The following is a 20,763-nucleotide window of genomic DNA, read 5'->3' on the forward strand; positions in this document are numbered from 1 at the left end:
GGACACCCAGCACGGCAGCGGGCGTGCTGTTTGGGAGCAGACATGCTAGAAACGCTCAGATGAGCGATTTAAGCAGCCGGTCTGCCACCCACCGTAAAGGCACCGTGCCGCTGCCCGTGTGGCTGGCCGCCGTCGCGGTCATCCTGGTGGCAGTAAACCTGCGGCCGGGCGCGACGTCAGTGGGGCCGGTCCTCGCGGAGATCCAGTCGGGTCTCGGCATGGGATCGGTCCAGGCCGGGATTCTGACCGCGTTGCCCGGCTTCACTTTTGCCGTGGTGGGAGCGCTGGCCGTGATGGTCTCGCGCAGGGCAGGCATCGCGTGGACCATCGCCCTGGGACTGGGCGTGGTGGCCGCCGGTCTGCTGATCCGCTCCGTCGTGGCCTCTCCGGTGCTGTTCATGATCCTGACGGTGCTCGCCTTCGCCGGCATGGCGATGGGCAATATCCTGGTGCCCGCCTTCATCAAGACCCACGGCGGAACCCGGACGGCCCTGTTGAATTCGGTGTACGGCACCACTCTCGCCGTGGGTGCCACACTTCCCCTGCTGGTTGCTGCGCCGCTGGCGGGATGGGACTCCGGAGGCTGGCAGCTGAGTCTGAGGGTATGGGGGCTGGCGGCACTGGCGGCGTTTGTTCCCTGGATCCTGGTCTCGGTGCGGAGCCGCAGGGCAGTTGTGCAGACTGATGCCGGTGCGGGGCCAACGGAGCGGCTGCGGATCACATCTTCCCGGACAGCCGTGGCGCTGTGCGTGTATTTCGGCGTGCAGTCCATGCACGCCTACGTCCAGTTTGGCTGGGTACCGCAGATATACCGGGATGCCGGGTTGGAACAGGGGCATGCCGGGCTGATGGCAGCCATCATTGCTTCGCTGGGGATAGCGGGCGGGCTGATCATGCCGGCACTGGTGGCGAGGGCACCGGGGCTGCATTTCTACATAGCCGGACTGGCAACAGCCGTGGCGGCAGGCTACCTGGGCCTGTTGCTGGCTCCCGCAACGATGCCCTGGATGTGGGCCCTGCTGCTCGGGATCGGCGGGTTTGCGTTTCCCACGGCTCTGGCCTTGATCACCGCGCGTTCACGCGACCCCCGGGTGACTGCCGAGCTGTCGGGCTTTTGCCAGCCCGTGGGCTATCTGCTGGCCGCTGTGGGGCCGTTTGCCATCGGCGCCCTGCACGAGGCCACCGGCAGTTGGACTGTTCCTCTGGTCATTCTCATTGCGTCGGCAGCGGTCATGGCGGCCGCCGGGATCATTGCTGCGGCTCCGCGCTTTGTGGACGATCAGTTGAGGCGGCGTCCGGCCTAACCCGGTGTCCGGCCAGTCCTGTGTGACCCGGGCCCGACCGGTCAGCGGTCGCCGCGCAGTCTGTCGATTTCCCGGCGGTCCTTCTTTGTGGGACGTCCGGCGCCCCGGTCCCGCAGCGGCACTCCCAGCACGGGGCCAACCGGCCGGGGCGGGGTGTGGTCGGTGAAGCAGTGGGAGGCGGCCTCCGCACCCACCCGCTTGGCGATGAGCTGGCGGACTTCCAGGATCCGTTCGTAGCCCGGCTGGCGAACCCTGATGGTGTCTCCGGGCTGGACCGGCTGGGCAGCCTTGGCCGGGTTGCCGTTCAGCCGCACATGGCCGGCACGGCAGGCAGCGGTGGCTGCAGACCTGGTCTTGTAAGCCCTGACGGCCCACAGCCAAGCGTCCACACGGACTGATTTCGAGGTGCTGGCGGGAATGCTCATGGGGATACCGATTCTACTGTGTGTCCCGCGGAGGCAGGGAGGTGTCCCGGAGCCGGGCCGCGTCCTCTTGGGCGTTTAGCTGTTCCGGCGAGGGGATTGTCCCGGGAATGGAGGTGCGCACCGGCCGTGGTCCCGCCGCCGAGGCCAGCATCCGCCGGACCTCCGCCGGCGTGTACGCATCAGGGGAGCCCCGGTGCGCCATGGCGTGGCAATTGGGGCACATCGGCACCAGATCGGCCACCGGATCCAGCACGTAGTCCGGGCTGATGGCCGACGGCGGAACAATGTGGTGCACCTGGATGAAGGACGCTCCCGCCGGTCCGTACATCTGCTCCATCGACAGGCCGCACGCGGCACAGGATGTGCCGTGGAAAGCCACGCACCGCTGCACGCCGTCGGGGTCGTGTTCGCAGCGGTTCACCGCCACTTCGCGCAGGGTGTCCTGGGGAAGGCTTCCCGGCAGCGGAATGGTGGGGTCCACAGCCCCCAGCCAGTCCTCGGGAACGGGCCGGGACCGCAGGTAGGACGTCCATGCGGCACGCAGCTGCCCTTCTGCGGCGGGCGGAACAACGGTTCCCGTACTGCGCACGGCGTTCCAATTCAGGTCCGGAACACTCTCCTGCAGCACTTCCGCCGGGAGGGCATCTCCCGGTGGCAGCAGCAGGTCAAAAACGACTCCTGCCAGCAGCCCCAACCGGGCCGGCAGCGCCGCGCCCGGTTGGGGCGCGGCGGCCACCACCCCGTGGCCCAGCAGCCCGCGGCCGTGCCGGCCCTGGGCGAACAGCCACACGTCGGTGCCGCGCGCCATCTGCTGTCCGCGTCCCACCCGCCAGCGGATCCCGAAGAGTCCCGTGCGGTCCACCGTCGCCGCAGCCATGGCATAGTCTGCGCGGCCGGGTCCGGCACCAAACGCAGTGGCCGGATTCCAGCCCAGCACGACGGCGGCCATGTGTTCTCCTTACCCGTTACGGATTGCGGTCCGGTTCGCTCAAAAAGTTCCCTAGTTAATGCGCGCTTCGCGGCCTTCCCATTCCGAGGACCGCAGTTCATTCTTGCGGATTTTCCCGGTGGATGTCTTGGGCAGATCGATAATGAACTCCACGCTGCCCGGAGCCTTGTAGGAAGCAATCTGGGATTTGACGTGCTTCAGCAGGTCCGCTTCGGTCACGTCCCGGCCCGGGACCAGCACCACAAAAGCCTTGGGCCGCTCACCCCATCGTTCGTCGGGGATGCCGATCACGGCGACGTCGGCTACTGCCGGGTGGCTGGCCAAAGCCTGCTCCACTTCGATGGTGGAAATGTTTTCGCCGCCGGACACCACCACGTCCTTGGAACGATCCAGCAGCTGGACGTAACCGTCCGGATGCATGACCCCCAGGTCTCCGGTGTGGAACCAGCCGCCGAAGAACGCTGTTGCCGTCCCCTCGTCGTCGCGGTAGTAGCCCTTCATGACAGAGTTCCCGCGCATCACAATCTCGCCCATTTCGACGCCGTCGGCTGCCACGTCCGCCAGCCCGCCGTCGTCGGCCGGCAGGTCACGGACCACGCGCAGGCGTTCGGACGTCAGCATGCCCACGCCCTGGCGCGCCATGTTCTTGGCCAGCGCGTCCGCGTCCAGATCCGCCCAGACGGCCTGCGGCTCGCATACCGCGTACGGCCCGTAGGACTCGGTGAGGCCGTAGACATGCACCACTTTGGCCTGCAGCTGATGGATTTTATTGATGATGGTGGGGCTCGGGGGAGCCCCCGCGGTGACGATGGTCAGCGGGTGCTCCAGTGAATGGGCTTCCTCAGCGGTGGCAATGGCGCTCAGGACGGTGGGGGCGCCGGCGAGATGGTCGATCCCATGGGTGTCGATCAACCGCCAGATCTCCGGCCCGCGGACGGCGCGCAGGCACACGTGGGTGCCCGAAGCGGCGGTCAGCGCCCAGGTGGTGCACCAGCCGTTGCAGTGGAACATCGGCAGCGTCCACAGGTAGGTGGTGTCTGAGTCGAAGCCCTGGTGGTGGACCTCGCCGAGCGAGTTCAGGTACGCCCCGCGGTGGGTGTACATCACGCCCTTGGGCCGGCCGGTGGTGCCGGAGGTGTAATTCAGGCTGATGACGGTGTTTTCGTCTGCGACCTCCCAGGGGAGCGGAGTGTCGGTTCCGCGGGCCAGGAAGTCGGAGTACGACGTCGTTCCCTCCACGGTGTCGGAGGTTCCGTCCTGCAGGGGGAAGGAGAAGGCTTCGGCCACGGTTTCCAGTTCCGGGGAGCCCAGGCCGCGCAGCAGTTCCGGGTCGCCGAAGAGCAGTGTGGCTCCGGAATGGTTGCAGATGTAGGCGACTTCCGGCGGAGAGAGCCGGGTGTTCAGCGGAACAATGACGCCGCCGGCCAGAGGGACGGCGTAATGGGCGATCAGCAGTTCTGCGGAATTGGTGCCGAGGAAAGCCGCGCGGCCGCTCTCCTCCAGGCCGGATGCCCGTAACGCATGAGCAGTGCGGGTCACCGCTGCGGCCAGCTCCCGGTAGGTCAGGGTCCGGTCTCCGTCGATGACGGCCGTCTTTTCCGGGTGTACCTGTGCTGCGCGTTCCAGGAAGCGCAGGGGCGTTAAAGCGGTGTCCAAGCCGGGCATTGTTCTCCTTTAGTGCAGGTGGATGGCCACCTACGCTACAGGGTTTATGAGGCTTGGGTCACATCCTATGTTGCTGGTGCCGGCTGAACGGGGCGGCGAGCCTGCCCGGCCGGCCTGTCACTGCGCTGACGCGGGCGCCCGCTTCAGCGTGACTGGTACGTGAGGCAGTCTGCCGACTCGGCTCCGGGGCCGACTCTGACGTCATGGGCAGTGCACATGAGGTGGTCATTGTGTCGGCATTCGCTGCGCAGGCACGCTCCGACGGAGGCCAAAACCTTGGGGAGGCCACCGGTCTCGGTGGTGTCGATGAAGGTGGAGCAGCTGGCGTGGTCGGGAGTTCCACCCACCGTGATGGCATAAGCGGTGCAGCCATCGTGGTTGTAATCGCAGCTGTCTACGGAGCAATCGCTGACGGGCGCTACATGATCAGTCATGGTTCCTCCAAGAGGGGTAATGTCTGCCGAATTTCGAACGTACCACCGTTGGCTGCAGATAATTAGGACGAATTTGTTGGACGTATTTGGTGCTGTTCCGTGCCCGTATCAAGGGTTTTGGTGCTGCAGAGCAGGGTGTCAGAGGGTGCCTGTGGGGCGAGAGGAGAGCTGTCGGAGGGGGGCGGCACCCGAACGGTGGATGTGCCCCGCTTGTCGGAGAAATACGGAGAAATACGGAGAAATCCCGGGCAGTCCGGGCATGCGTCCAAAGGGGGAGGTGGCTCGGCAGCAGGTATACCGCTCCGCGAACAGGTAGTTGGTGCTGAAAGTGGGGTATTTGAAGGGCCTCAAAAGGGGGCGTTCTGGGCCTTTTGGGGCTGTTTCCGGGACGGAAATGTCAGTGGCGGGTGAAAGGCTGAAGACATGGATCAGAACGGATCTTCTCGACGCGGCAGCGGTTGTGATTTCCCCGGTGCCGGTACCGGGCGAGCTGTCGGGTCGAGCCTGTCGGTTTACGAGGCCAAGCCCGGCATTGCCCCGAGGGATCCCGGTATTGCCCATAGCGATTCCGCACAGACACCAGACCTCGGCCCGTCGTTCAGGGACGGGTTTACCGGGTCGTTGAGTTTGCAGGGGGCTGAGTCCCTGACCCAGGACGAAGCCGGTGTGGTGCTGTCCCGGTTGGATGCTTTGGTGCGCTGGGCTCAAGCTCAGCAGGCAAAAGTCCTGCACCGGATGGAGACCGTCTTCCGCGATGACCTCCTCCAAGACATCGGTAGGGAGGATCCGGGACTGACGTTCAGTCTTGCTGCGGAGGAAGCTGCCGCGATCCTGTGCCTGCCTACCAACACCGCGAAGATGCTGATGAGCGACGCCGGACAGCTGTGCTCCACCCACACGGCAACCCTGGCCGGCCTGGAAGCGGGCACCCTCAGTTACGGGCATGTCCAAACCGTGCTGGACCAGTCCCAAAACGTCCCCGAGGCTGAGCTGGCCGGCTTTGAAAAGGACCTGCTGGCGGTTGCTGCCGCGGGTCAGACGTCGTCCCAGTTCCGGGTGAAGGCCCGCCGGATGCGGGAAAAGACATATCCGGAAACCATCAGCGTCCGGCACAAGACAGCGTTTGAGCGGCGCCGGGTCTGTTTGGCACCGGACGAGGACGGCATGTCGTGGTTGTCGGCCTTGTTGCCGGCGGCCCGTGCCCAGCTGATCTACACGCAGCTGACCACAGCCGCGCGGGGTGAACAGTCTGCCGGGGACCCGCGGCGGGTGGATGAGTTGCGGGCGGACATCCTCGCGGACCTGCTCGAGGGTGGGGATGACGGTGGAGAAGCTGATGTGGATGCCAGGAGCGGGAGGGAGGGCAGCGGTACAGCCGGGCCCAGCGGACCTAGCGATGGCCCCGCCAACGGCGACCTGGTCCGCGATGATAAACCCGACGGCCGGAACACCCACGAAAGCCGCACCAAGGACACCAAGGCCAGGGCTCGCACCGAAATCCTGGTCCTGATCACCGCGGAAACCCTCTTCGGAGCTGATGAACAGCCGGCGGAACTGCACGGGTACGGGCCCATCAGCCCGGAGACGGCCCGCAGGCTCGCCCGGCAGGCAGCCCACTGGACACCGGTCGAACGTCACCCGGGCACCGACGAGATTATGCGGGTCGGCCGGCGACGGAAAGTTCCTGCCGGGCTGCAGCGCTGGCTCCGTGCCCGCGACGGAACCTGCCGGTTTCCCGGATGCCGGACCAATGCCGTCATTTCCGAGATCGACCACACCAAACCCTGGTCCCACGGCGGCACCACGGACCACGACAACCTCGAACACCTCTGCCGGCGGCACCACATGTTCAAAACCCGGGGGTTCTGGAAAGCACGACAACGCTCACCGGGAATCATCGAGTGGACGTCACCGGGAGGCCGAACTTACCGCACCGACCCGCACCTCACCTTGGTCCCGGGACCTGCAGCAAGGAACCCAGCTGCGCCCGACAATCCAGTTGCACTCGAAATGTCCGGCTGGAGCTCCGTCGGCGAGGCCCGGAATGATTACGGCGACAATCCGCCACCCTTCTAAGATTCCGTCCGCTCTTCTAACCTGTGTGAGCTGCCGGGACGGAGCTGAGCTAGCCCAAGCCCTCGAGTTTCGCCTGCGCCTTCTCCACCGCACGCCGTGCAGCGCGTGCGGTTCGGCGGGCGCCGTCGCGCTCCCGTTCCAAGGTGCCGGCACGGCGGTCCGTGGCAGCCACTTCACGTTCAAGTTCGCGGATACGGTCCCGCAGGTCGTCAATTTCATCAGTCAGTCCGTCGCGGCGGTTCGCGACGGCGTCGACTTCGGCCTGTGCGGTACGCAGCGCTTCCTCGGCCTGCTCAGCTTCCCGTTCGGCTTCCGTCAATAACGTTTGCGCCGCGCGGCGTGCCCGCGCAGCCGCAGCAGTGGCAGCAGATTTCTCTTTGGCTGACTGATTTCCGCTGTCACCGGATCCCGTGCGGACCTTGGCAGCGGGTTTGCGCCGCTGGCCGCCGCTGGCCGACAGCGCCTGGACTGAGTCCGGATCCGCTACGGATCCGTCCACGTTGACGGGATCCCAACCATTGGCTTCCAACGTGCGCACCAGTTGGCCGCTGGCCGCAGCCGCTGCTGCAGCGGCATCCGTCATGGCCGCCCACAAGGTCTGTTCCACCTCGGCACCCACCGCCGCGCTGACCGGACGACCAAGTTCCTCAGCGAGGCTGCGGGCCTCCCGGGCCGCAGAACGCAGCAACCGCTGACGCTCGCCGCTCAGTCGCCGCAGCTGCTGCTGGTCCATGTCATCTTGGGCTTCACGCAAAACAGCACCCAGCTCAAGGACTTCAGAGATCAGCTCAGGCCGATGCAGGGCCAACATGTTGACCAGCCATGCACCCGCGGACGGCTTGGGCAGCGCCCGAATGGCTTTGCCCAGCTCCTTGTTCCCGGCTTTGGTCGCTTCTGCAGCCCGTTTGTTTCGGTCTGCGGTGAAGGCATCGGGCATCAGCGCGTACAGCTCCGCTACGGCCTGGGCCACGTCCGGCATGCCACTTCACCCATTTCATTGCGTCCAAGGATTGGTTCATTCAATCCAAACACGTCTGGTGCGGAAGCCGTGTGTGCGTTGTGCCGGGTCGGTGCCTGTCCGGTTACAACAGCTGGTCCAGCCGGCCCCACAGCACAATTCCAGCCATCACCAGCAGGATAGCCGGAAGTACAGCGGATTGCTGTTGGCCCCTCCTCAAGTGCATCAGCACTGCCAGAGCCATCAGCACCGCCAACCCGCCCGCGGCTACGGCTGTCAGAAGGGGAGACCACCCAAGCATTCCGGGAACCAGGACAAGGAGGCCGGCGACAAGTTCCAATGCGCCGAGAGCCCGGATGGCCGCAAGGGGATAGCCGTCCGTCCACGGCAGTCTCCTCAGCCGTGGGGCAGGGCTCACCAGACGAAGCCCTCCGATTCCCACGAACATGAGGGCCAGGACTATCTGCAGGATCCAGAGAAAAACGGACATAGGCGTGGCGGTGTTCCTTTGGCGCAGGACGGCAGGACAGCAGGACGGCTGGACGGGATCGGCGGACGCTCAAGTCAAGCACGGTTTGGGCGCCATAACGAGGGTCATGAGTCCGGCGCGGGCACTCCGATAGCGATCGCCGGGGACACCCTCAATTACCGGCGTAGGTCGGAGGCAACCGAGGTGCTGGAGCGGACAATGAATTCGGTCGGATAGAACCGCTGGATCCAGTCGGCTTCCACGGGTTTCTGCGCCAGGAGGGACAGCACCGCAGCGACGGCGGCCGCCCCCTGGCCCTTCGGATCCTGGCCGATGGTGGTCAGGCCGAAAACCTCACCCAGTTCATGGCCGTCAATCCCGATAACGGACAAGTCCTCGGGAACCCGCAGTCCCAAGCCCCCGGCCGCAAGGATGGTGCCGATGGCCAGCTCATCTGAGGCGCAAAAAATGCCTGTGGGAGGGTTCTCGGGGGCGGCGAGGAGAGTCTTCGCAGCCTTCACGCCGCTGGCGACTGAAAAGTCGGGGCTGTTGATGTGCCGGCACTCCAACCCAGCCCGTCCCATGGCCCGTTCATAGCCGTCCCGGCGGGTGCTGCCCAGCCGGAAGTCCCGCTCGAGTTCTTCGCCGCCGCCGATATGGGCAATACGCGTATGGCCCAGCGAGATCAGATGATCGGTTGCCAGCATGGAAATGCTGGCTTCATCCACGCGGATGGTGTGGGTCCCGGGCAGCGGGCCGCCGATGGCGACAATGGGCTTGCCCACAGCATGCAGCTGGGCGAGTTCCTCGTCCGTGAGCTTCAACGCCACCGCTATGACGGCGTCGAGCCTCTTGCGACGCAGCATTTCCGTCAGCACACTCTCGCGGTGACCCGGACCATCGCTGGTGTTGTACAGCGTGAGGTCGTAGCCGGCGTCGATGAGTGCAGCAGCAGCACCTTCGAGGACCTGGGAGAAATACCACCGGCCCACGGTGGGCATGACAATTCCAATGTTGCGGCTCCGCCCCGAGGCCAACGACGACGCGTTGTAGGACAGGACGTAGCCCAGCTCATCGGCGGCCGCTTGAACCCTGCGGCGCGTGGACTCGGACACCTTCCCGTTGCCGCTGAGGGTGCGCGAAACCGTCGCTGATGAGACGCCGGCACGGGCGGCCACATCTTTGATGCCTGCCACGGTTTCTCCTCGGTTGGGCTGCTGCGGGGGCGGAGGGCCGGCAGCTAAACGGTTCTGCGGCACCGGGCCAGGCCCGGTGCCGCAGGAATTAGCTTAGCCGGAGCCAGACGGCGTGGTTGGGTGCCAGGATTCCTCCGGGGGCAGCCCCCGCTTCGCTGGTCACCAGCACCTCGCCCGCGGGAAGGTCCACCGGATGGTTGCCCATGTTGAGCACCACCAGCACGTTGCCGTTGAGGAAGGCAACGACCGAGTCGCCGTCGACGTCCGGCCACCACGCGAGCGAACCGGCGCCGAGGGCATACTCCCTGCGAACGGCAAGCGCGCTGCGGTACAGATTCAGCGTTGACGCCGGGTCCTCGCGCTGGACGTCCCGGGCCAGTGATGCCCAGTCGGCAGGCTGGGGCAGCCAGGCAGAGCCGGTGCTGCTGAAGCCGAAGCTGTCAGTCGACGCGTGCCACGGCAGGGGAACGCGGCAGCCGTCGCGGCCCAGGCGCGCACCGCCGGTGCGGTGGTAGCTGGGGTCCTGGCGGTAATCGTGGGGCATGGTGGTGTGGTCCGGAAGACCCAGTTCTTCACCCTGGTACAAATAGACGCCGCCGGGCAGCGCCAGCATCAGCAGCGTCGCGGCGCGGGCACGGGACAGCCCCAGTTCATAGTTGGGCTGCGGGTCCTCCGGACCCAGTCCGTCTCCGGGACGCTCCTGGTGGCCTTCGATGCCGAAGCGCGTGGCATGGCGGACGACGTCGTGGTTGGACAGCACCCACGTGGTGGGCGCACCGACTTTGTCGAAGGCCTCCAGCGAGGAGCCGACGACGTGGCGCACGGCGCCGGCGTGCCAGTCATGGTTCAGGTAAGCGAAGTTGAAGGTCTGGTGCATCTCATCGGGGCGGACCCAGTCGGACAGGCGGTCCAGCGGATCGATGGTGGCCTCGGCGCACAGGACGCGTTCGCCGTCGTACTCCTCCAGCAGTTTGCGCCAGGACCGGAAGATGTCGTGGACCTCAGGCTGGCCGAACATCGGAGCCTCGTGTCCCGGGAAACCGTCCGATGAGCAGCCGTCAGCACGGCCGCCCCAGTCCGGAAGGCCGGACTTCTTGATCAGGGCATGGGCAACGTCCACGCGGAAACCGCCGACGCCGCGGTCCAGCCAGAAGCGCAGCACGCGCTCAAACTCGGCACGGACCGCAGGATTGTCCCAGTTGAAGTCCGGCTGGGTGGAATCGAAGAGGTGCAGGTACCACTGGCCGGGAGTTCCGTCGGTGTTGTTGGTGCGGGTCCAGGCCGATCCGCCAAAGTGGGACTGCCAGTTGTTGGGCGGAGCGTCACCGTTTTCGCCGGCACCGTCGCGGAAGATGAACATGTCACGCTCAGGAGAATTCTCCGGAGCGGCCAGGGCAGCCTGGAAGAGTGCATGTTCGTTGGAGCAGTGGTTGGGCACGAGGTCAACAATGATCCGGATGCCGTGGCCGGAGGCCTCGGTGACGAGGGCATCAAAATCGTCCAGCGTTCCGAACAGGGGATCGACGGAGCAGTAGTCGGCGACGTCGTAGCCTGCGTCATTCTGCGGCGACTTGAAGAACGGCGAAAGCCACAGCGCGTCAATGTCCAGTTCGGCCAGGGACGCCATCTCCGCCGTAATGCCGGGAAGATCGCCAATGCCGTCACCGCTGAGATCGCGGAAGGAGCGCGGATAGACCTGGTAGATCACTGACGAGCGCCACCACTGGCGGTCGCGCTCGCTGGAGGCAGCGTGAAGGGGAATGAGGGCGGGGGAGGCGTCAGGGCCAGGGCTGGAGATAACGTCGCTGAGCATGGGTGCCATCCTAGGGGGCTTCCAACCATAAATGAAAACGCTTACACCGCACCGTTCCAGTGCTAAGACTGCTGATAATTCCGGGCCTGCTCCATGGAAGCGGCGCGGGAGCCGCACCCGGTTGGTCCTCGTTCTGTGACGTAGATCTGTGATTGGACGCACAACGTGTACGCGCTTACACTTTCTCCATGCTTAGGTCCCGACGGAGACTCTCCGTTTGCTCCTGACCCTTGCGCTGCGAGAGCACAGGGAGGGCTCGGGTGCTGCCTGAGAAAGCCGGACACCATTGAAAACTAGGAGAGGTACACCAATGAAGGTGCACACCACGGGAACGACGGCGTTTGGCCGCCGTTCCTTCGCTCTCGGGGCCGTTTCGGTCACCGCTGCCCTTGTCCTCAGTGCCTGCGGCGGCAGTGACGCCGCCGAAAGCACGGACTCCACCGATCTGGCCAGCGCCGGCGCCACCACCCTCACCATGTGGGTTGACGCGGAGCGTTCCCCGGCCCTGACCGATGTCACTGCCCAGTTCAAGGAAGACACCGGCATTGAGATCAAGCTGGTGACCAAGGACTTCGAGCAGGTCTCGGACGACTTCATCACCCAGGTTCCCACCGGCAAGGGCCCGGACCTGATCGTGGGCCCGCACGACTGGCTGGGCAAGTTCGTCCAGAACGGCGTGATTGCGCCGATCGAGCTGGGCGACAAGGCGGCAGACTTCCAGGAATCCTCCGTCGCAGCGATGACGTATGAGGGCAGCACCTACGGCGTTCCCTACTCCATCGAAAACATTGGCCTGCTGCGCAACGCCGACCTGGTTCCCGAACCGGCAACCACCATGGACGAAGTCATCGCCAACGGCAAGGCTGCCGTCGAAAAGGGTGCCGAGTTCCCGTTCCTGGTGGGCATGGACCCCAAGCAGGGCGACCCGTACCACCTGTACCCGTTCCAGACTTCCATGGGCGTACCCGTCTTCGGAACTGACGAGACCGGCGGCTACGACGCCTCCAAGCTGGAGCTGGGCAACGAAAACGGTGCTGCCTTCGCCGCCAAGGTGAAGGAATGGGGCGAGGGCGGAGCAGGCATCCTGAACTCCAACATCACCGCAGACATCGCCAAGGAAAAGTTCAACGCCGGGGCCTCCCCGTACTTCCTGACCGGCCCGTGGAACGTGCCGCTGGCCCAGGAAGCCGGCATCAACGTCGTCGTCGACCCGCTTCCCACCACCGGTGACCAGCCCGCCCAGCCCTTCATCGGCGTCAACGGCTTCTTCATCAGCTCCAAGAGCCAGAACTCCCTGGCCGCCACTGAGTTTGCCCTGAACTACCTCACCACCGAGGCTGTCCAGGACGCCATGTTCGAAGGCGGCGGACGTCCGCCCGCCCTGACCGCATCGTTCGACAAAGCAGCCGAAGACCCGATCGTCGAAGCCTTCGGCAAGATCGGCGCCGACGGCGTCCCCATGCCGGCCATCCCGGAAATGGGCGCCGTCTGGGCTGACTGGGGCGGCACCGAACTCGCCCTGATCAAGGGCCAGGGCGATCCCGCAGAATCCTGGGCAAAGATGGTCAGCAACGTCGAAGCCAAGATCGCCAAGTAGTCCGGCATCAGCCGTACCTGAGATAGACACGTCCGCCGGCGCATACGCCGGCGGACAAGGTATCCGGGCCGGGACGCCGCCCAGTTTCTGAGCGGTGTCCCGGCCCGAACCGGTTCAAGGAGAACCCCGATGGTTGACCAGCTGGACACCCCTGTCCGCTCCCGCACTCCCGCAGCGCACAAGAAACCCCGCCGCAGCCCCGATTCAACAGCAGGCCTGCTCGCTAAAATCCTGCTCCTGGGCCTGACGGATGCGTTTGCCGTATACGTCCTTATGGCCCTGTTCATGAGTGAGAAATGGCTCATTCTTGCCGTTGCCGCCGCCGTAACGGTGCTCATCAACTGGATCTACCTGCGGCGCGGGGGTCTCCCGGCCAAGTATCTGGCCCCCGGCGTCCTGTTCCTGCTGATCTTCCAGGTCTTTGTGGTGGTGTACAGCGGCTACGTGGCGTTCACCAACTACGGCGACGGGCACAACAGCACCAAGGCTGATGCGATTTCCTCCATTTCCATGAGCGCGCAGAAACGCGTTCCGGATTCTCCTGCCTATCAGGTGTCCGTGGTGGAAAAGGATGACGTCCTGTCCTTGCTGGTCACCGATCCCGACGGCGGCGTGCGCATCGGCACCACCGGAGAACCGCTGGAGGACGTCGAAGACGCCCAAATGGGCGGCGCCGGCAAAGCCGTGGGCGCCGACGGCTACCGGACCCTGAACTTTAACGAACTGCTGTCCGTCCAGCAGGACATCACCGCCATCAAGGTTCCGCTTTCGGAAGACCTCGATGACGGCATCCTGCAGACCGCCGACGGTTCCAACGCCTACGTCTTCAAGCCGGTCCTGGTTTACGACGAGGCGGCTGACACCTTCACGGACACCGAGACCGGCGTGGTCTACGCCGCCGGCGGTGAAGGCTCCTATGTCTCGGACAACGGCGAACGCCTGGCCACCGGCTGGAAGGTGGGCGTGGGCTTCGACAACTTCAAGACGGCCTTCACCGATCCTGACCTGCGCGGCCCGCTGGTCAGCGTCATCCTCTGGACCTTCACCTTTGCCCTGGGATCGGTGCTGCTGTGCTTCGGACTGGGTCTGTTCCTGGCACTGACGTTCAACCACCCGAACCTGCGCGGCAAGAAGATCTACCGCACCATCATGATTCTGCCTTACGCGTTCCCTGCGTTCCTGGCCGGACTGGTGTGGTCCGGAATGCTCAACCAGGAATTCGGCTTCATCAACGAAGCACTCTTCGGCGGGGCGGACATTCCTTGGCTGACCGACCCGTGGCTGGCCAAGTTCAGCGTGCTGCTCGTGAACACCTGGCTGGGCTTCCCCTACATGTTCCTGGTCTGCACCGGAGCCCTGCAGTCCCTGCCGGAGGACGTCAATGAAGCAGCACGCATGGACGGTGCTTCGGCCTGGCGGATCTTCCGTTCCATCAAGCTGCCGCTGCTGCTGGTTTCCACCGCTCCGCTGCTGATCTCGACCTTTGCCTTCAACTTCAACAACTTCAACGTGATCTTCATGCTCACCGGCGGCGGGCCGCGGTTCTCCGACACCAACATGGACATCGGCGCCACGGATTTGCTGATCACCCTGGTCTACAAGGTGGCGTTCGGGCAGGGCTCAGGGCGTGACTATGGCCTGGCCAGCGCGTTGGCGGTCATCATCTTCATCATCGTTGCAGTCATCTCAGCGGTCAGCTTCCGGCAGACCAAGGCGCTGGAGGAAGTGAACTCATGAGTAATTCGACTCTGACCCCGGCAGGCAAGGGCGCCGCGGAACGCACCGCAGGCACCGTCACGGCTGCCCAGCCGCGCAAAAGCTTTGGACACTGGTTCCGTGACAAGGGCTGGCGCCACCTGGTGGGCGTGGTCATGGGCGTATTTGCCCTCTTCCCCCTGGCCTACGTGCTCTCAGCCGCACTGAGCCCCACGGGAACGCTGGTCTCGGCCAACGGCCTGTTCACCACCATCGCGTTCGACAACTTCATCGACCTGTTCTCGGATCCGCAGAAGCCCTTCGCCAAGTGGTTCATGAACACGCTCATCGTCGGGCTGATTACCAGCGCGGGGACCGTCTTCCTCGGCGCCCTGGCCGCTTACTCGTTCTCCCGGATGCGGTTCACCGGCCGCCGGTTCGGGCTGATGAGCCTGATGCTTCTGCAGATGTTCCCGCAGATGCTCGGCGTCGTGGCGATTTTCCTGCTGCTCAGCGGGATCTCCGACGTCGTGCCCTGGCTGGGCCTGGGCAGCCAGACCGGCCTGATCATGGTCTACCTTGGCGGAGCGCTGGGCGTGAACACCTATCTGATGTACGGGTTCTTCAATACTGTGCCGAAGTCCCTGGATGAGGCGGCGCGCATCGACGGCGCCAGCCACGTCCAGATCTTCTTCACGATCATCCTGCGGCTGGTCACTCCCATTCTGGCCATCGTGGGACTGCTGTCCTTCATCACGGCCACCGGCGAATTCCTCATCGCATCCATTGTCCTGAATGATCCGGACGCCCAAACCCTGGCCGTGGGCCTCTACTCCTTCGTAGGGGACAGCCAGTCCCGCACCTGGGGCGTGTTCGCCGCCGGCGCGGTTCTTGCAGCGCTGCCTGTCATGGCACTGTTCCTGTTCCTGCAGCGGTTCATTTCCTCCGGGCTCACCGCCGGAGCCGTCAAGGGCTAGAACCCCACCACGGGGCGGGGAGTGTAGCCCTGCTCCAGCTCGTCCAGGTCCTCCGGCGAGAGCCGGAGGTCCAGGGCGGCCACCGCATCATCCACGTGCCCGACGTCGGAAGCGCCAACCAGCGGCGCGGTCACCACCGGGTGGGCCAAGACCCACGCCAAGGCCACCCGTGCACGCGGAACGCCGTGGCGCAGCGCCACCCTGAGGACGGCGTCGGCGACGGCCCGGTTGGCATCTTCGGAGCCCGCATAGAGCGAGTGGCCCAGTTCATCCTGCTGCTGCCGCCGGGTGACGTCATCCCACGGTCGTGCCAGCCGGCCCCGGGCCAACGGCGAGTAGGCCAGCACTCCGGTCCCTGTCGCCACGCACAGGGGCAGCATTTCCCGCTCCTCCTCGCGATAGACCAAGTTATAGTGGGCCTGCATGGTGACGAACGGGGACCATCCGTGCGCCTGCTGCAGGGTCAGTGCCCGGGCAAACTGCCAGGCGTGCATGGTGGAGGCCCCCAGATAACGGACTTTTCCTGCCCGCACCAGGCCGTCCAGAGTTTCCAGTGTTTCCTCCAGTGGAGTGGAAGCATCCCAGCGGTGCACCTGGTAAAGGTCGATGTAGTCAGTGCCGAGGCGTTTCAGGCTCTCATCCACCTGCCAGAGGATGTGTTTGCGGGACAGGCCCCACCCGTTGGGGCCGGGTGCCATTTGACCGTGCACCTTGGTGGCGATCACCAGCTCGTCGCGGCGGGCATGCTTCAGCACGGTGGCGCCCAGCATGCATTCGCTGTCCCCGGTGGAGTAAACGTTGGCGGTATCGAAGAAATTGATTCCCAATTCCACTGCCCGGCGCAGGATGGCAGAGGATTCAGGTTCGCGCAGGGTCCAGCCGTGCATTCCTTGATGCGGGTTGCCGAACGTCATGCATCCCAGCCCCACGGCAGAGACTGTGGCTCCTGAGTTGCCTAGTTTTACGTATTCCATGCCTGACCCTCATGCCTTGAAGATGCCCTCATGCCTTGAAGATGCTCTGCACAGCGGTCCTGCGCCGCTCGTATCGGCGATGCTACCGGTGGCTCGAGACCAAATAACAGGGGACTCAGCCTCCCGGCTGCCGTAAGACCCCAACACCCTGCCACGGACGGCTTTTCCAGACCTATACTGAGCCATGCCCACCGCTCAGGAGCCGGAGATCCAGGAGCACGCTCCGCGCTCCGGCAGCACGAATAAGCCCAAAACCACTTCCGAAGCGTCAGTATCCGCGTCTGCACGGGGAAAGCCTGCTCGGGGAAAACCTGCACAGGGAAAGCCTGCACAGGCGAAGTCCGGGCGCACGAAGCCGGGACAGCCGCGGTCCAAAACTGCAAAGCCCGCCGCAGCAAAATCCGTTCCGAAGGAAGCTGCGCGGGGAACCAAGCCCGCGCAGTCTGTCGCGCAGATGGCCGTGCGAATGGCTGCGAAACAGCCCGCATCGCCGAAGCCCGGCGGCCCTGTCGGGCTGCTTTTGCAGGCATACCTGCACGGGCAGTTCCTCGCCATGCTGGCCGAGGATCCGAGGATGCGGGCCAACGAGGCGGATGCCGTCCACAAGATGCGGGTCTGCACCAGACGGATGCGATCGGCCTTGGGCAGCTACCGCAGCTTTGTGGCCCCGGAGCCGGCGCGTGAAGTGCGGGACGAATTGAAATGGCTGGCGGGAATCCTGGGAGAAGCACGGGATGCGCAGGTGATGCGGTCACGGCTGGACGCATTGGTGGCGGACCAACCCGCTGAACTGGTGATGGGGCCGGTGCAGCAGCGCATCGATAAAGAACTGCTCGGCGAGTACAAGTCAGCGCGCACCGTCGCCATGCGGGCGCTCGACGGCGACCGGTACCTCCGGCTGCTGGAGCAGTTGGAAACCGTGGTGACCGCCCCAGGATTCACCCCGAAAGCGGACAGGCCTGCCGCCCCGAGTGCCGGACGCATGCTGAAACGGGACCGCAAGCGCCTTCATCAGGCGGTTCGGGAAGCCCGCAGGGCAGGCAGTGAGGAACAGCAGTCCGAGTTCCTGCACGAGGCGCGCAAGGACGCCAAACGCCTGCGCTATGCCGCTGAGGTTGCTCAGCCGGTGAGAACCAAGGGGTCCTCCGAACTGATCGCCGGTGCCGAACATCTGCAGAAGATTTTGGGCGAACATCAGGACAGCGTGGTCAGCCGCGAGTACCTGCGCCGGTGGGGTGCCGAACATGCCGGAGGCGGGCAGAACGGTTTTACCTACGGGCGGCTGCACGCGCTGGAGGAGGAACGCGGAGAGCGGGCGCGGAAACGGTTCCGCAAAGCGTGGGCGGGATTTCCCCGCGTGGTCTGACCCGCTGCCGGCACCCGCACCTGCACCCTTTACCGTCCGGATGGAGGCGCTCTGATGGCTTCGGAATCACCGTGGGCGCCCCTGCGGCGCCGGGCGTTCCTCATCCTCTGGCTGGCGAATATCGGCTCCAGCATCGGCACGTGGATACAGACGGTGGGAGCTCAGTGGTACCTGGTGGAAAACAGCTCCAATCCTGCGCTGGTGTCCCTGGTGCAGACGGCCAATCTGGCGCCGTCCCTGCTGCTTGGCCTGATCGCCGGTTTCCTTGCCGATGCCTTCAACCGGCGCCGCCTGATCCTCGGGGCAAATCTCTTTGCCGCCGGTGCCGCCAGCCTGCTGACCCTGGTGGCTGCCTTGGGAATGCTGGATGCTGACGCCCTCCTGCTGTACACCTTCCTCATTGGCTGCGGGGTGGCCCTGAGCCAGCCGGCGTGGCAGGCCATCAATCCCGATCTGGTGCCACGGGAGGAAATCCGGGCGGCATCAGCACTGAGCAGTATGGCAGTCAACGGTGCACGGGCGGTGGGTCCGGCGCTGGGCGGCGTGCTCATCTCCCTGTTCGGTCCGGCCTTTGTCTTCGGCCTCAATGCGGTCTCATTCCTGGGTACCGCAGTGGCTGTATATGTGTGGCGGGCGCCCCCGGAACCCGATGATCCCGAACGGATGGGGGAGGCGCTCGCCGCCGGCATGCGCTACATTCGGGCAGCGCCGCGTATCCGCCGCATCCTGCTCCGGACCGCTCTCTTTATGGCACCCGCGAGTGCTCTGTACGCGTTGCTGCCGGTGGCCGCGAACGGGCACCTCCGGCTCGGGTCAACCGGTTACGGAGCGCTGCTGGGAGCGATCGGCATCGGCGCCGTCATGGGCGTGATTATGCTTCCCAGAGTGAAGGACCGGGTCCACGACAACCTGATGCTGGGTCTGTCCGCCGTTGTGTTTGGTGCGGCAATCATCGGCGCCGGTTTCCTGCCGGCAGTCCTGCTGGCCATCCTGCTGGTCCTTGCGGGGATTTCCTGGATCGCCACCTTCTCGATCCTCAACAGCGCCATGCAGCTCACGCTGCCCGAATGGGTGCGGGCGCGCGGACTGTCGGTCTATCTGATGGTGACCACCGGGTCTCAGGCCATTGGCGCCGCCGTTTGGGGCTCTTTCGCCACCGCGTTCGGCTACGCCCCGGTGCTGGTGGCGGCAGGAAGCCTGTTGGTGGCAGCAGGACTGAGCGTTGCCGTGCTGCCGCTGCTGCCGCGCACGGGAAGGCTGGACCGGAGCGTCGCAGAAGCGGACCTGGGTATCGAAGCCGCACAGGAACCCGCGCCCAATGACGGACCCGTCACCATCCTCACCGCCTATGAGCTGGCGCCGGACAAAGCTGCAGAGTTTGTGCGGGTGATGCACGAGGTCCGCCTGGCCCGGATGCGGACCGGAGCCCGGGACTGGGAACTGGTGCATTCCGTGACGGATGCCCGACAGTTCCGGGAAATTTACGACGTAGCCACCTGGCGGGAATACCTGCGGCAGGAACAGGAACGCCTCACGGGGGAAGACCGGAAGATCATGGACGAGGCGGCGGGGTTGGCCGAAGGGGCACCCCGCACGCGCTGGTTCCTCCCGGCGTCGGCCTAGTTGTTCCCCGTCTGCGAAGGCGTGGCCGCGAGCTGCTCGCGGACCAGCGGAGCAACTTCCGTGCCGTACAGCCGGATGCAGTTCATCAGGTTTTCGTGCGGAAGGGTGCCCAGGCTGTACTTCAAGTCGAAACGGCTCAGGTCCAGTTCCTTTGCCACCCGGACAATCTTGGTGGCGACCGTTTCGGGGGAACCGATGAACAGTGCGCCGTCGGGGCCGGCGGAGGCCAGATAGTCGCTGTGGGTGGTGGGGCTCCAGCCGCGCTCGCGGCCGATCCTGTTTTGCATGCGTTCGAAATGCGGCCAGGCTTCCTCCAGCGCCTGCTCGTCACTGGCAGCAACGTAACCGGGGGAGTGGGCTCCCACCGGAAGCATCGGACGGCCGAACTGGGCCAGGGCACGCTTGTACAGATCCACGAACGGGGCAAAGCGCGCCGGTTCACCGCCAATAATGGCCAGCATCAGGGGCAGTCCGTAGTGGGCGGCCCGCACCACGGACTGAGGGGTGCCGCCGACGGCGATCCACGCCGGAAGTTCCCCCGAGGCGGTGGGCGGATAGACGCGCTGGTTTTGCAGGGGCGCCCGGGTGCCGCCGCTCCAGGTCACCGGATTCTCGCCGCGCAGCTGGGTGAAGAGCTCGAGCTTTTCCTCGAAGAGGTCGTCGTACTGTGCCAGGTCCAGCCCGAAGAGCGGAAAGGACTCCGTGAACGAGCCGCGGCCCAGGATCACTTCGGCACGGCCGTTGGACACTGCATCGAGGGTGGAAAAGCGCTGGAAGACACGGATGGGATCGTCGGAGCTCAGGACCGTGACGGCCGAACCCAACCGAATGCGGCGGGTTTGACCCGCGATGGCCGCCAGGACCACATCCGGCGCCGACACGGCAAAGTCTTCGCGGTGGTGCTCACCAATGCCGATAAAGTCGATGCCCACCGAGTCTGCCAGCACGGCCTCCGCCACGACATTGCGCAGCACCTGATGCTGCGGGAGCCGTTCACCGTCCGGCTCAGAGGTGACGTCGCCAAAAGTGTCCAGTCCGAGTTCCAGCTGCCGTCCCATGTGAAGCTCCCGCCATTCCCTCAAAAGTCCATGTATTTGCATCTAGTCTAACCGTATGGGCCAGTGGTGCAGGCCGGCGCTTCAGACCGGCGGATTTCCTCCAGCCACGACACCAGCGGATAGACTTGTGGACGGTTCCCCGGAGGTTTTCCCGGGGCCGCTCCGGATCAGCCGCAATGGTGCA

Annotated in this window: 17 protein-coding genes; 7 read left to right on the forward strand and 10 right to left on the reverse strand. The window is 65.2% G+C overall.

The genetic code is table 11. From position 1 onward, the window contains the following. Positions 1-59: 59 nt before the first annotated feature. The gene (locus tag MUG94_RS02340) at positions 60-1,304 is read left to right on the forward strand and encodes an MFS transporter (protein WP_227909054.1); all 1,245 of its coding nucleotides are present in this window, start codon (positions 60-62) and stop codon (positions 1,302-1,304) included. Positions 1,305-1,345: 41 nt separating this feature from the next. On the opposite strand, the gene MUG94_RS02345 is transcribed toward MUG94_RS02340, so the two are convergent. From MUG94_RS02345 to MUG94_RS02360, 4 genes are all read right to left on the reverse strand, one after another. Next, positions 1,346-1,729 (reverse strand): RNA-binding S4 domain-containing protein, encoded by a 384-nt coding sequence (locus MUG94_RS02345; RefSeq protein WP_227892573.1) that lies wholly within the window; start codon positions 1,727-1,729, stop codon positions 1,346-1,348. A gap of 13 nt (positions 1,730-1,742) precedes the next feature. Next, entirely contained in the window at positions 1,743-2,678 is a 936-nt protein-coding gene (locus MUG94_RS02350; RefSeq protein ID WP_227892574.1) for an HNH endonuclease, read from the reverse strand. A 51-nt stretch (positions 2,679-2,729) separates the two neighbouring features. Next, positions 2,730-4,343, reverse strand: coding sequence for an AMP-binding protein (locus tag MUG94_RS02355; protein ID WP_227909053.1), 1,614 nt, complete (start codon positions 4,341-4,343; stop codon positions 2,730-2,732). 143 nt (positions 4,344-4,486) lie between these two features. Then, the gene (locus MUG94_RS02360) at positions 4,487-4,777 is read right to left on the reverse strand and encodes a DUF1540 domain-containing protein (protein ID WP_227892576.1); all 291 of its coding nucleotides are present in this window, start codon (positions 4,775-4,777) and stop codon (positions 4,487-4,489) included. Positions 4,778-5,200: 423 nt separating this feature from the next. Here MUG94_RS02360 and MUG94_RS02365 point away from each other — a divergent pair, with 423 nt between their 5' ends. Continuing rightward, a complete protein-coding gene (locus MUG94_RS02365) occupies positions 5,201-6,853 on the forward strand; it encodes an HNH endonuclease signature motif containing protein (protein ID WP_227909052.1) in 1,653 nt (550 codons plus the stop codon). A gap of 49 nt (positions 6,854-6,902) precedes the next feature. On the opposite strand, the gene MUG94_RS02370 is transcribed toward MUG94_RS02365, so the two are convergent. The 4 genes from MUG94_RS02370 to MUG94_RS02385 all read right to left on the reverse strand — a co-directional run bounded on the left by MUG94_RS02370 (position 6,903) and on the right by MUG94_RS02385 (position 11,289). Then, the gene (locus MUG94_RS02370) at positions 6,903-7,823 is read right to left on the reverse strand and encodes a hypothetical protein (protein WP_227909051.1); all 921 of its coding nucleotides are present in this window, start codon (positions 7,821-7,823) and stop codon (positions 6,903-6,905) included. Positions 7,824-7,935: 112 nt separating this feature from the next. After that, positions 7,936-8,301, reverse strand: a complete 366-nt coding sequence (locus MUG94_RS02375) for a DoxX family protein (protein ID WP_227909050.1) — start codon at positions 8,299-8,301, stop codon at positions 7,936-7,938. A gap of 155 nt (positions 8,302-8,456) precedes the next feature. Further along, positions 8,457-9,476, reverse strand: a complete 1,020-nt coding sequence (locus MUG94_RS02380) for a LacI family DNA-binding transcriptional regulator (RefSeq protein ID WP_227909049.1) — start codon at positions 9,474-9,476, stop codon at positions 8,457-8,459. A gap of 88 nt (positions 9,477-9,564) precedes the next feature. Next, entirely contained in the window at positions 9,565-11,289 is a 1,725-nt protein-coding gene (locus tag MUG94_RS02385) for a glycoside hydrolase family 13 protein (RefSeq protein ID WP_227909048.1), read from the reverse strand. A 310-nt stretch (positions 11,290-11,599) separates the two neighbouring features. Between MUG94_RS02385 and MUG94_RS02390 the strand changes: the two genes are divergently transcribed. From MUG94_RS02390 to MUG94_RS02400, 3 genes are all read left to right on the forward strand, one after another. Then, positions 11,600-12,886, forward strand: a complete 1,287-nt coding sequence (locus MUG94_RS02390; RefSeq protein ID WP_227909047.1) for a sugar ABC transporter substrate-binding protein — start codon at positions 11,600-11,602, stop codon at positions 12,884-12,886. 129 nt (positions 12,887-13,015) lie between these two features. Beyond that, positions 13,016-14,623, forward strand: a complete 1,608-nt coding sequence (locus tag MUG94_RS02395) for an ABC transporter permease subunit (protein ID WP_227909046.1) — start codon at positions 13,016-13,018, stop codon at positions 14,621-14,623. Continuing rightward, positions 14,620-15,558, forward strand: coding sequence for a sugar ABC transporter permease (locus MUG94_RS02400; protein WP_227892584.1), 939 nt, complete (start codon positions 14,620-14,622; stop codon positions 15,556-15,558). The genes MUG94_RS02395 and MUG94_RS02400 overlap by 4 nt, the downstream gene beginning before the upstream one ends. On the opposite strand, the gene MUG94_RS02405 is transcribed toward MUG94_RS02400, so the two are convergent. After that, positions 15,555-16,532, reverse strand: a complete 978-nt coding sequence (locus MUG94_RS02405; RefSeq protein WP_227909045.1) for an aldo/keto reductase — start codon at positions 16,530-16,532, stop codon at positions 15,555-15,557. The two genes, MUG94_RS02400 and MUG94_RS02405, sit on opposite strands and share 4 nt — an antisense overlap. 466 nt (positions 16,533-16,998) lie before the next feature. Between MUG94_RS02405 and MUG94_RS02410 the strand changes: the two genes are divergently transcribed. Together MUG94_RS02410 and MUG94_RS02415 are read left to right on the forward strand one after the other, a co-directional pair. Next, a complete protein-coding gene (locus MUG94_RS02410; protein ID WP_227909044.1) occupies positions 16,999-17,898 on the forward strand; it encodes a CHAD domain-containing protein in 900 nt (299 codons plus the stop codon). A gap of 54 nt (positions 17,899-17,952) precedes the next feature. Then, the gene (locus tag MUG94_RS02415; protein ID WP_227909043.1) at positions 17,953-19,521 is read left to right on the forward strand and encodes an MFS transporter; all 1,569 of its coding nucleotides are present in this window, start codon (positions 17,953-17,955) and stop codon (positions 19,519-19,521) included. On the opposite strand, the gene MUG94_RS02420 is transcribed toward MUG94_RS02415, so the two are convergent. Then, positions 19,518-20,579: an LLM class flavin-dependent oxidoreductase gene (locus MUG94_RS02420; protein ID WP_227909042.1), complete on the reverse strand. Its 1,062-nt coding sequence runs from the start codon at positions 20,577-20,579 to the stop codon at positions 19,518-19,520. The two genes, MUG94_RS02415 and MUG94_RS02420, sit on opposite strands and share 4 nt — an antisense overlap. Between the last annotated feature and the right edge of the window lie 184 nt (positions 20,580-20,763).

The sequence above is a fragment of the Arthrobacter gengyunqii genome (assembly GCF_023022985.1).
Taxonomy (GTDB): domain Bacteria; phylum Actinomycetota; class Actinomycetes; order Actinomycetales; family Micrococcaceae; genus Arthrobacter_B; species Arthrobacter_B gengyunqii.

What these genes read in the sequence shown, in the direction of transcription:
- MUG94_RS02340 (WP_227909054.1), top strand. Translation starts at nt 60, where the DNA reads ATGAGCGATTTAAGCAGCCGGTCTGCCACCCACCGTAAAGGCACCGTG.
- MUG94_RS02345 (WP_227892573.1), bottom strand. Translation starts at nt 1,729, where the DNA reads ATGAGCATTCCCGCCAGCACCTCGAAATCAGTCCGTGTGGACGCTTGG.
- MUG94_RS02350 (WP_227892574.1), bottom strand. Translation starts at nt 2,678, where the DNA reads ATGGCCGCCGTCGTGCTGGGCTGGAATCCGGCCACTGCGTTTGGTGCC.
- MUG94_RS02355 (WP_227909053.1), bottom strand. Translation starts at nt 4,343, where the DNA reads ATGCCCGGCTTGGACACCGCTTTAACGCCCCTGCGCTTCCTGGAACGC.
- MUG94_RS02360 (WP_227892576.1), bottom strand. Translation starts at nt 4,777, where the DNA reads ATGACTGATCATGTAGCGCCCGTCAGCGATTGCTCCGTAGACAGCTGC.
- MUG94_RS02365 (WP_227909052.1), top strand. Translation starts at nt 5,201, where the DNA reads ATGGATCAGAACGGATCTTCTCGACGCGGCAGCGGTTGTGATTTCCCC.
- MUG94_RS02375 (WP_227909050.1), bottom strand. Translation starts at nt 8,301, where the DNA reads ATGTCCGTTTTTCTCTGGATCCTGCAGATAGTCCTGGCCCTCATGTTC.
- MUG94_RS02385 (WP_227909048.1), bottom strand. Translation starts at nt 11,289, where the DNA reads ATGCTCAGCGACGTTATCTCCAGCCCTGGCCCTGACGCCTCCCCCGCC.
- MUG94_RS02390 (WP_227909047.1), top strand. Translation starts at nt 11,600, where the DNA reads ATGAAGGTGCACACCACGGGAACGACGGCGTTTGGCCGCCGTTCCTTC.
- MUG94_RS02395 (WP_227909046.1), top strand. Translation starts at nt 13,016, where the DNA reads ATGGTTGACCAGCTGGACACCCCTGTCCGCTCCCGCACTCCCGCAGCG.
- MUG94_RS02400 (WP_227892584.1), top strand. Translation starts at nt 14,620, where the DNA reads ATGAGTAATTCGACTCTGACCCCGGCAGGCAAGGGCGCCGCGGAACGC.
- MUG94_RS02405 (WP_227909045.1), bottom strand. Translation starts at nt 16,532, where the DNA reads ATGGAATACGTAAAACTAGGCAACTCAGGAGCCACAGTCTCTGCCGTG.
- MUG94_RS02410 (WP_227909044.1), top strand. Translation starts at nt 16,999, where the DNA reads ATGGCTGCGAAACAGCCCGCATCGCCGAAGCCCGGCGGCCCTGTCGGG.
- MUG94_RS02415 (WP_227909043.1), top strand. Translation starts at nt 17,953, where the DNA reads ATGGCTTCGGAATCACCGTGGGCGCCCCTGCGGCGCCGGGCGTTCCTC.
- MUG94_RS02420 (WP_227909042.1), bottom strand. Translation starts at nt 20,579, where the DNA reads ATGGGACGGCAGCTGGAACTCGGACTGGACACTTTTGGCGACGTCACC.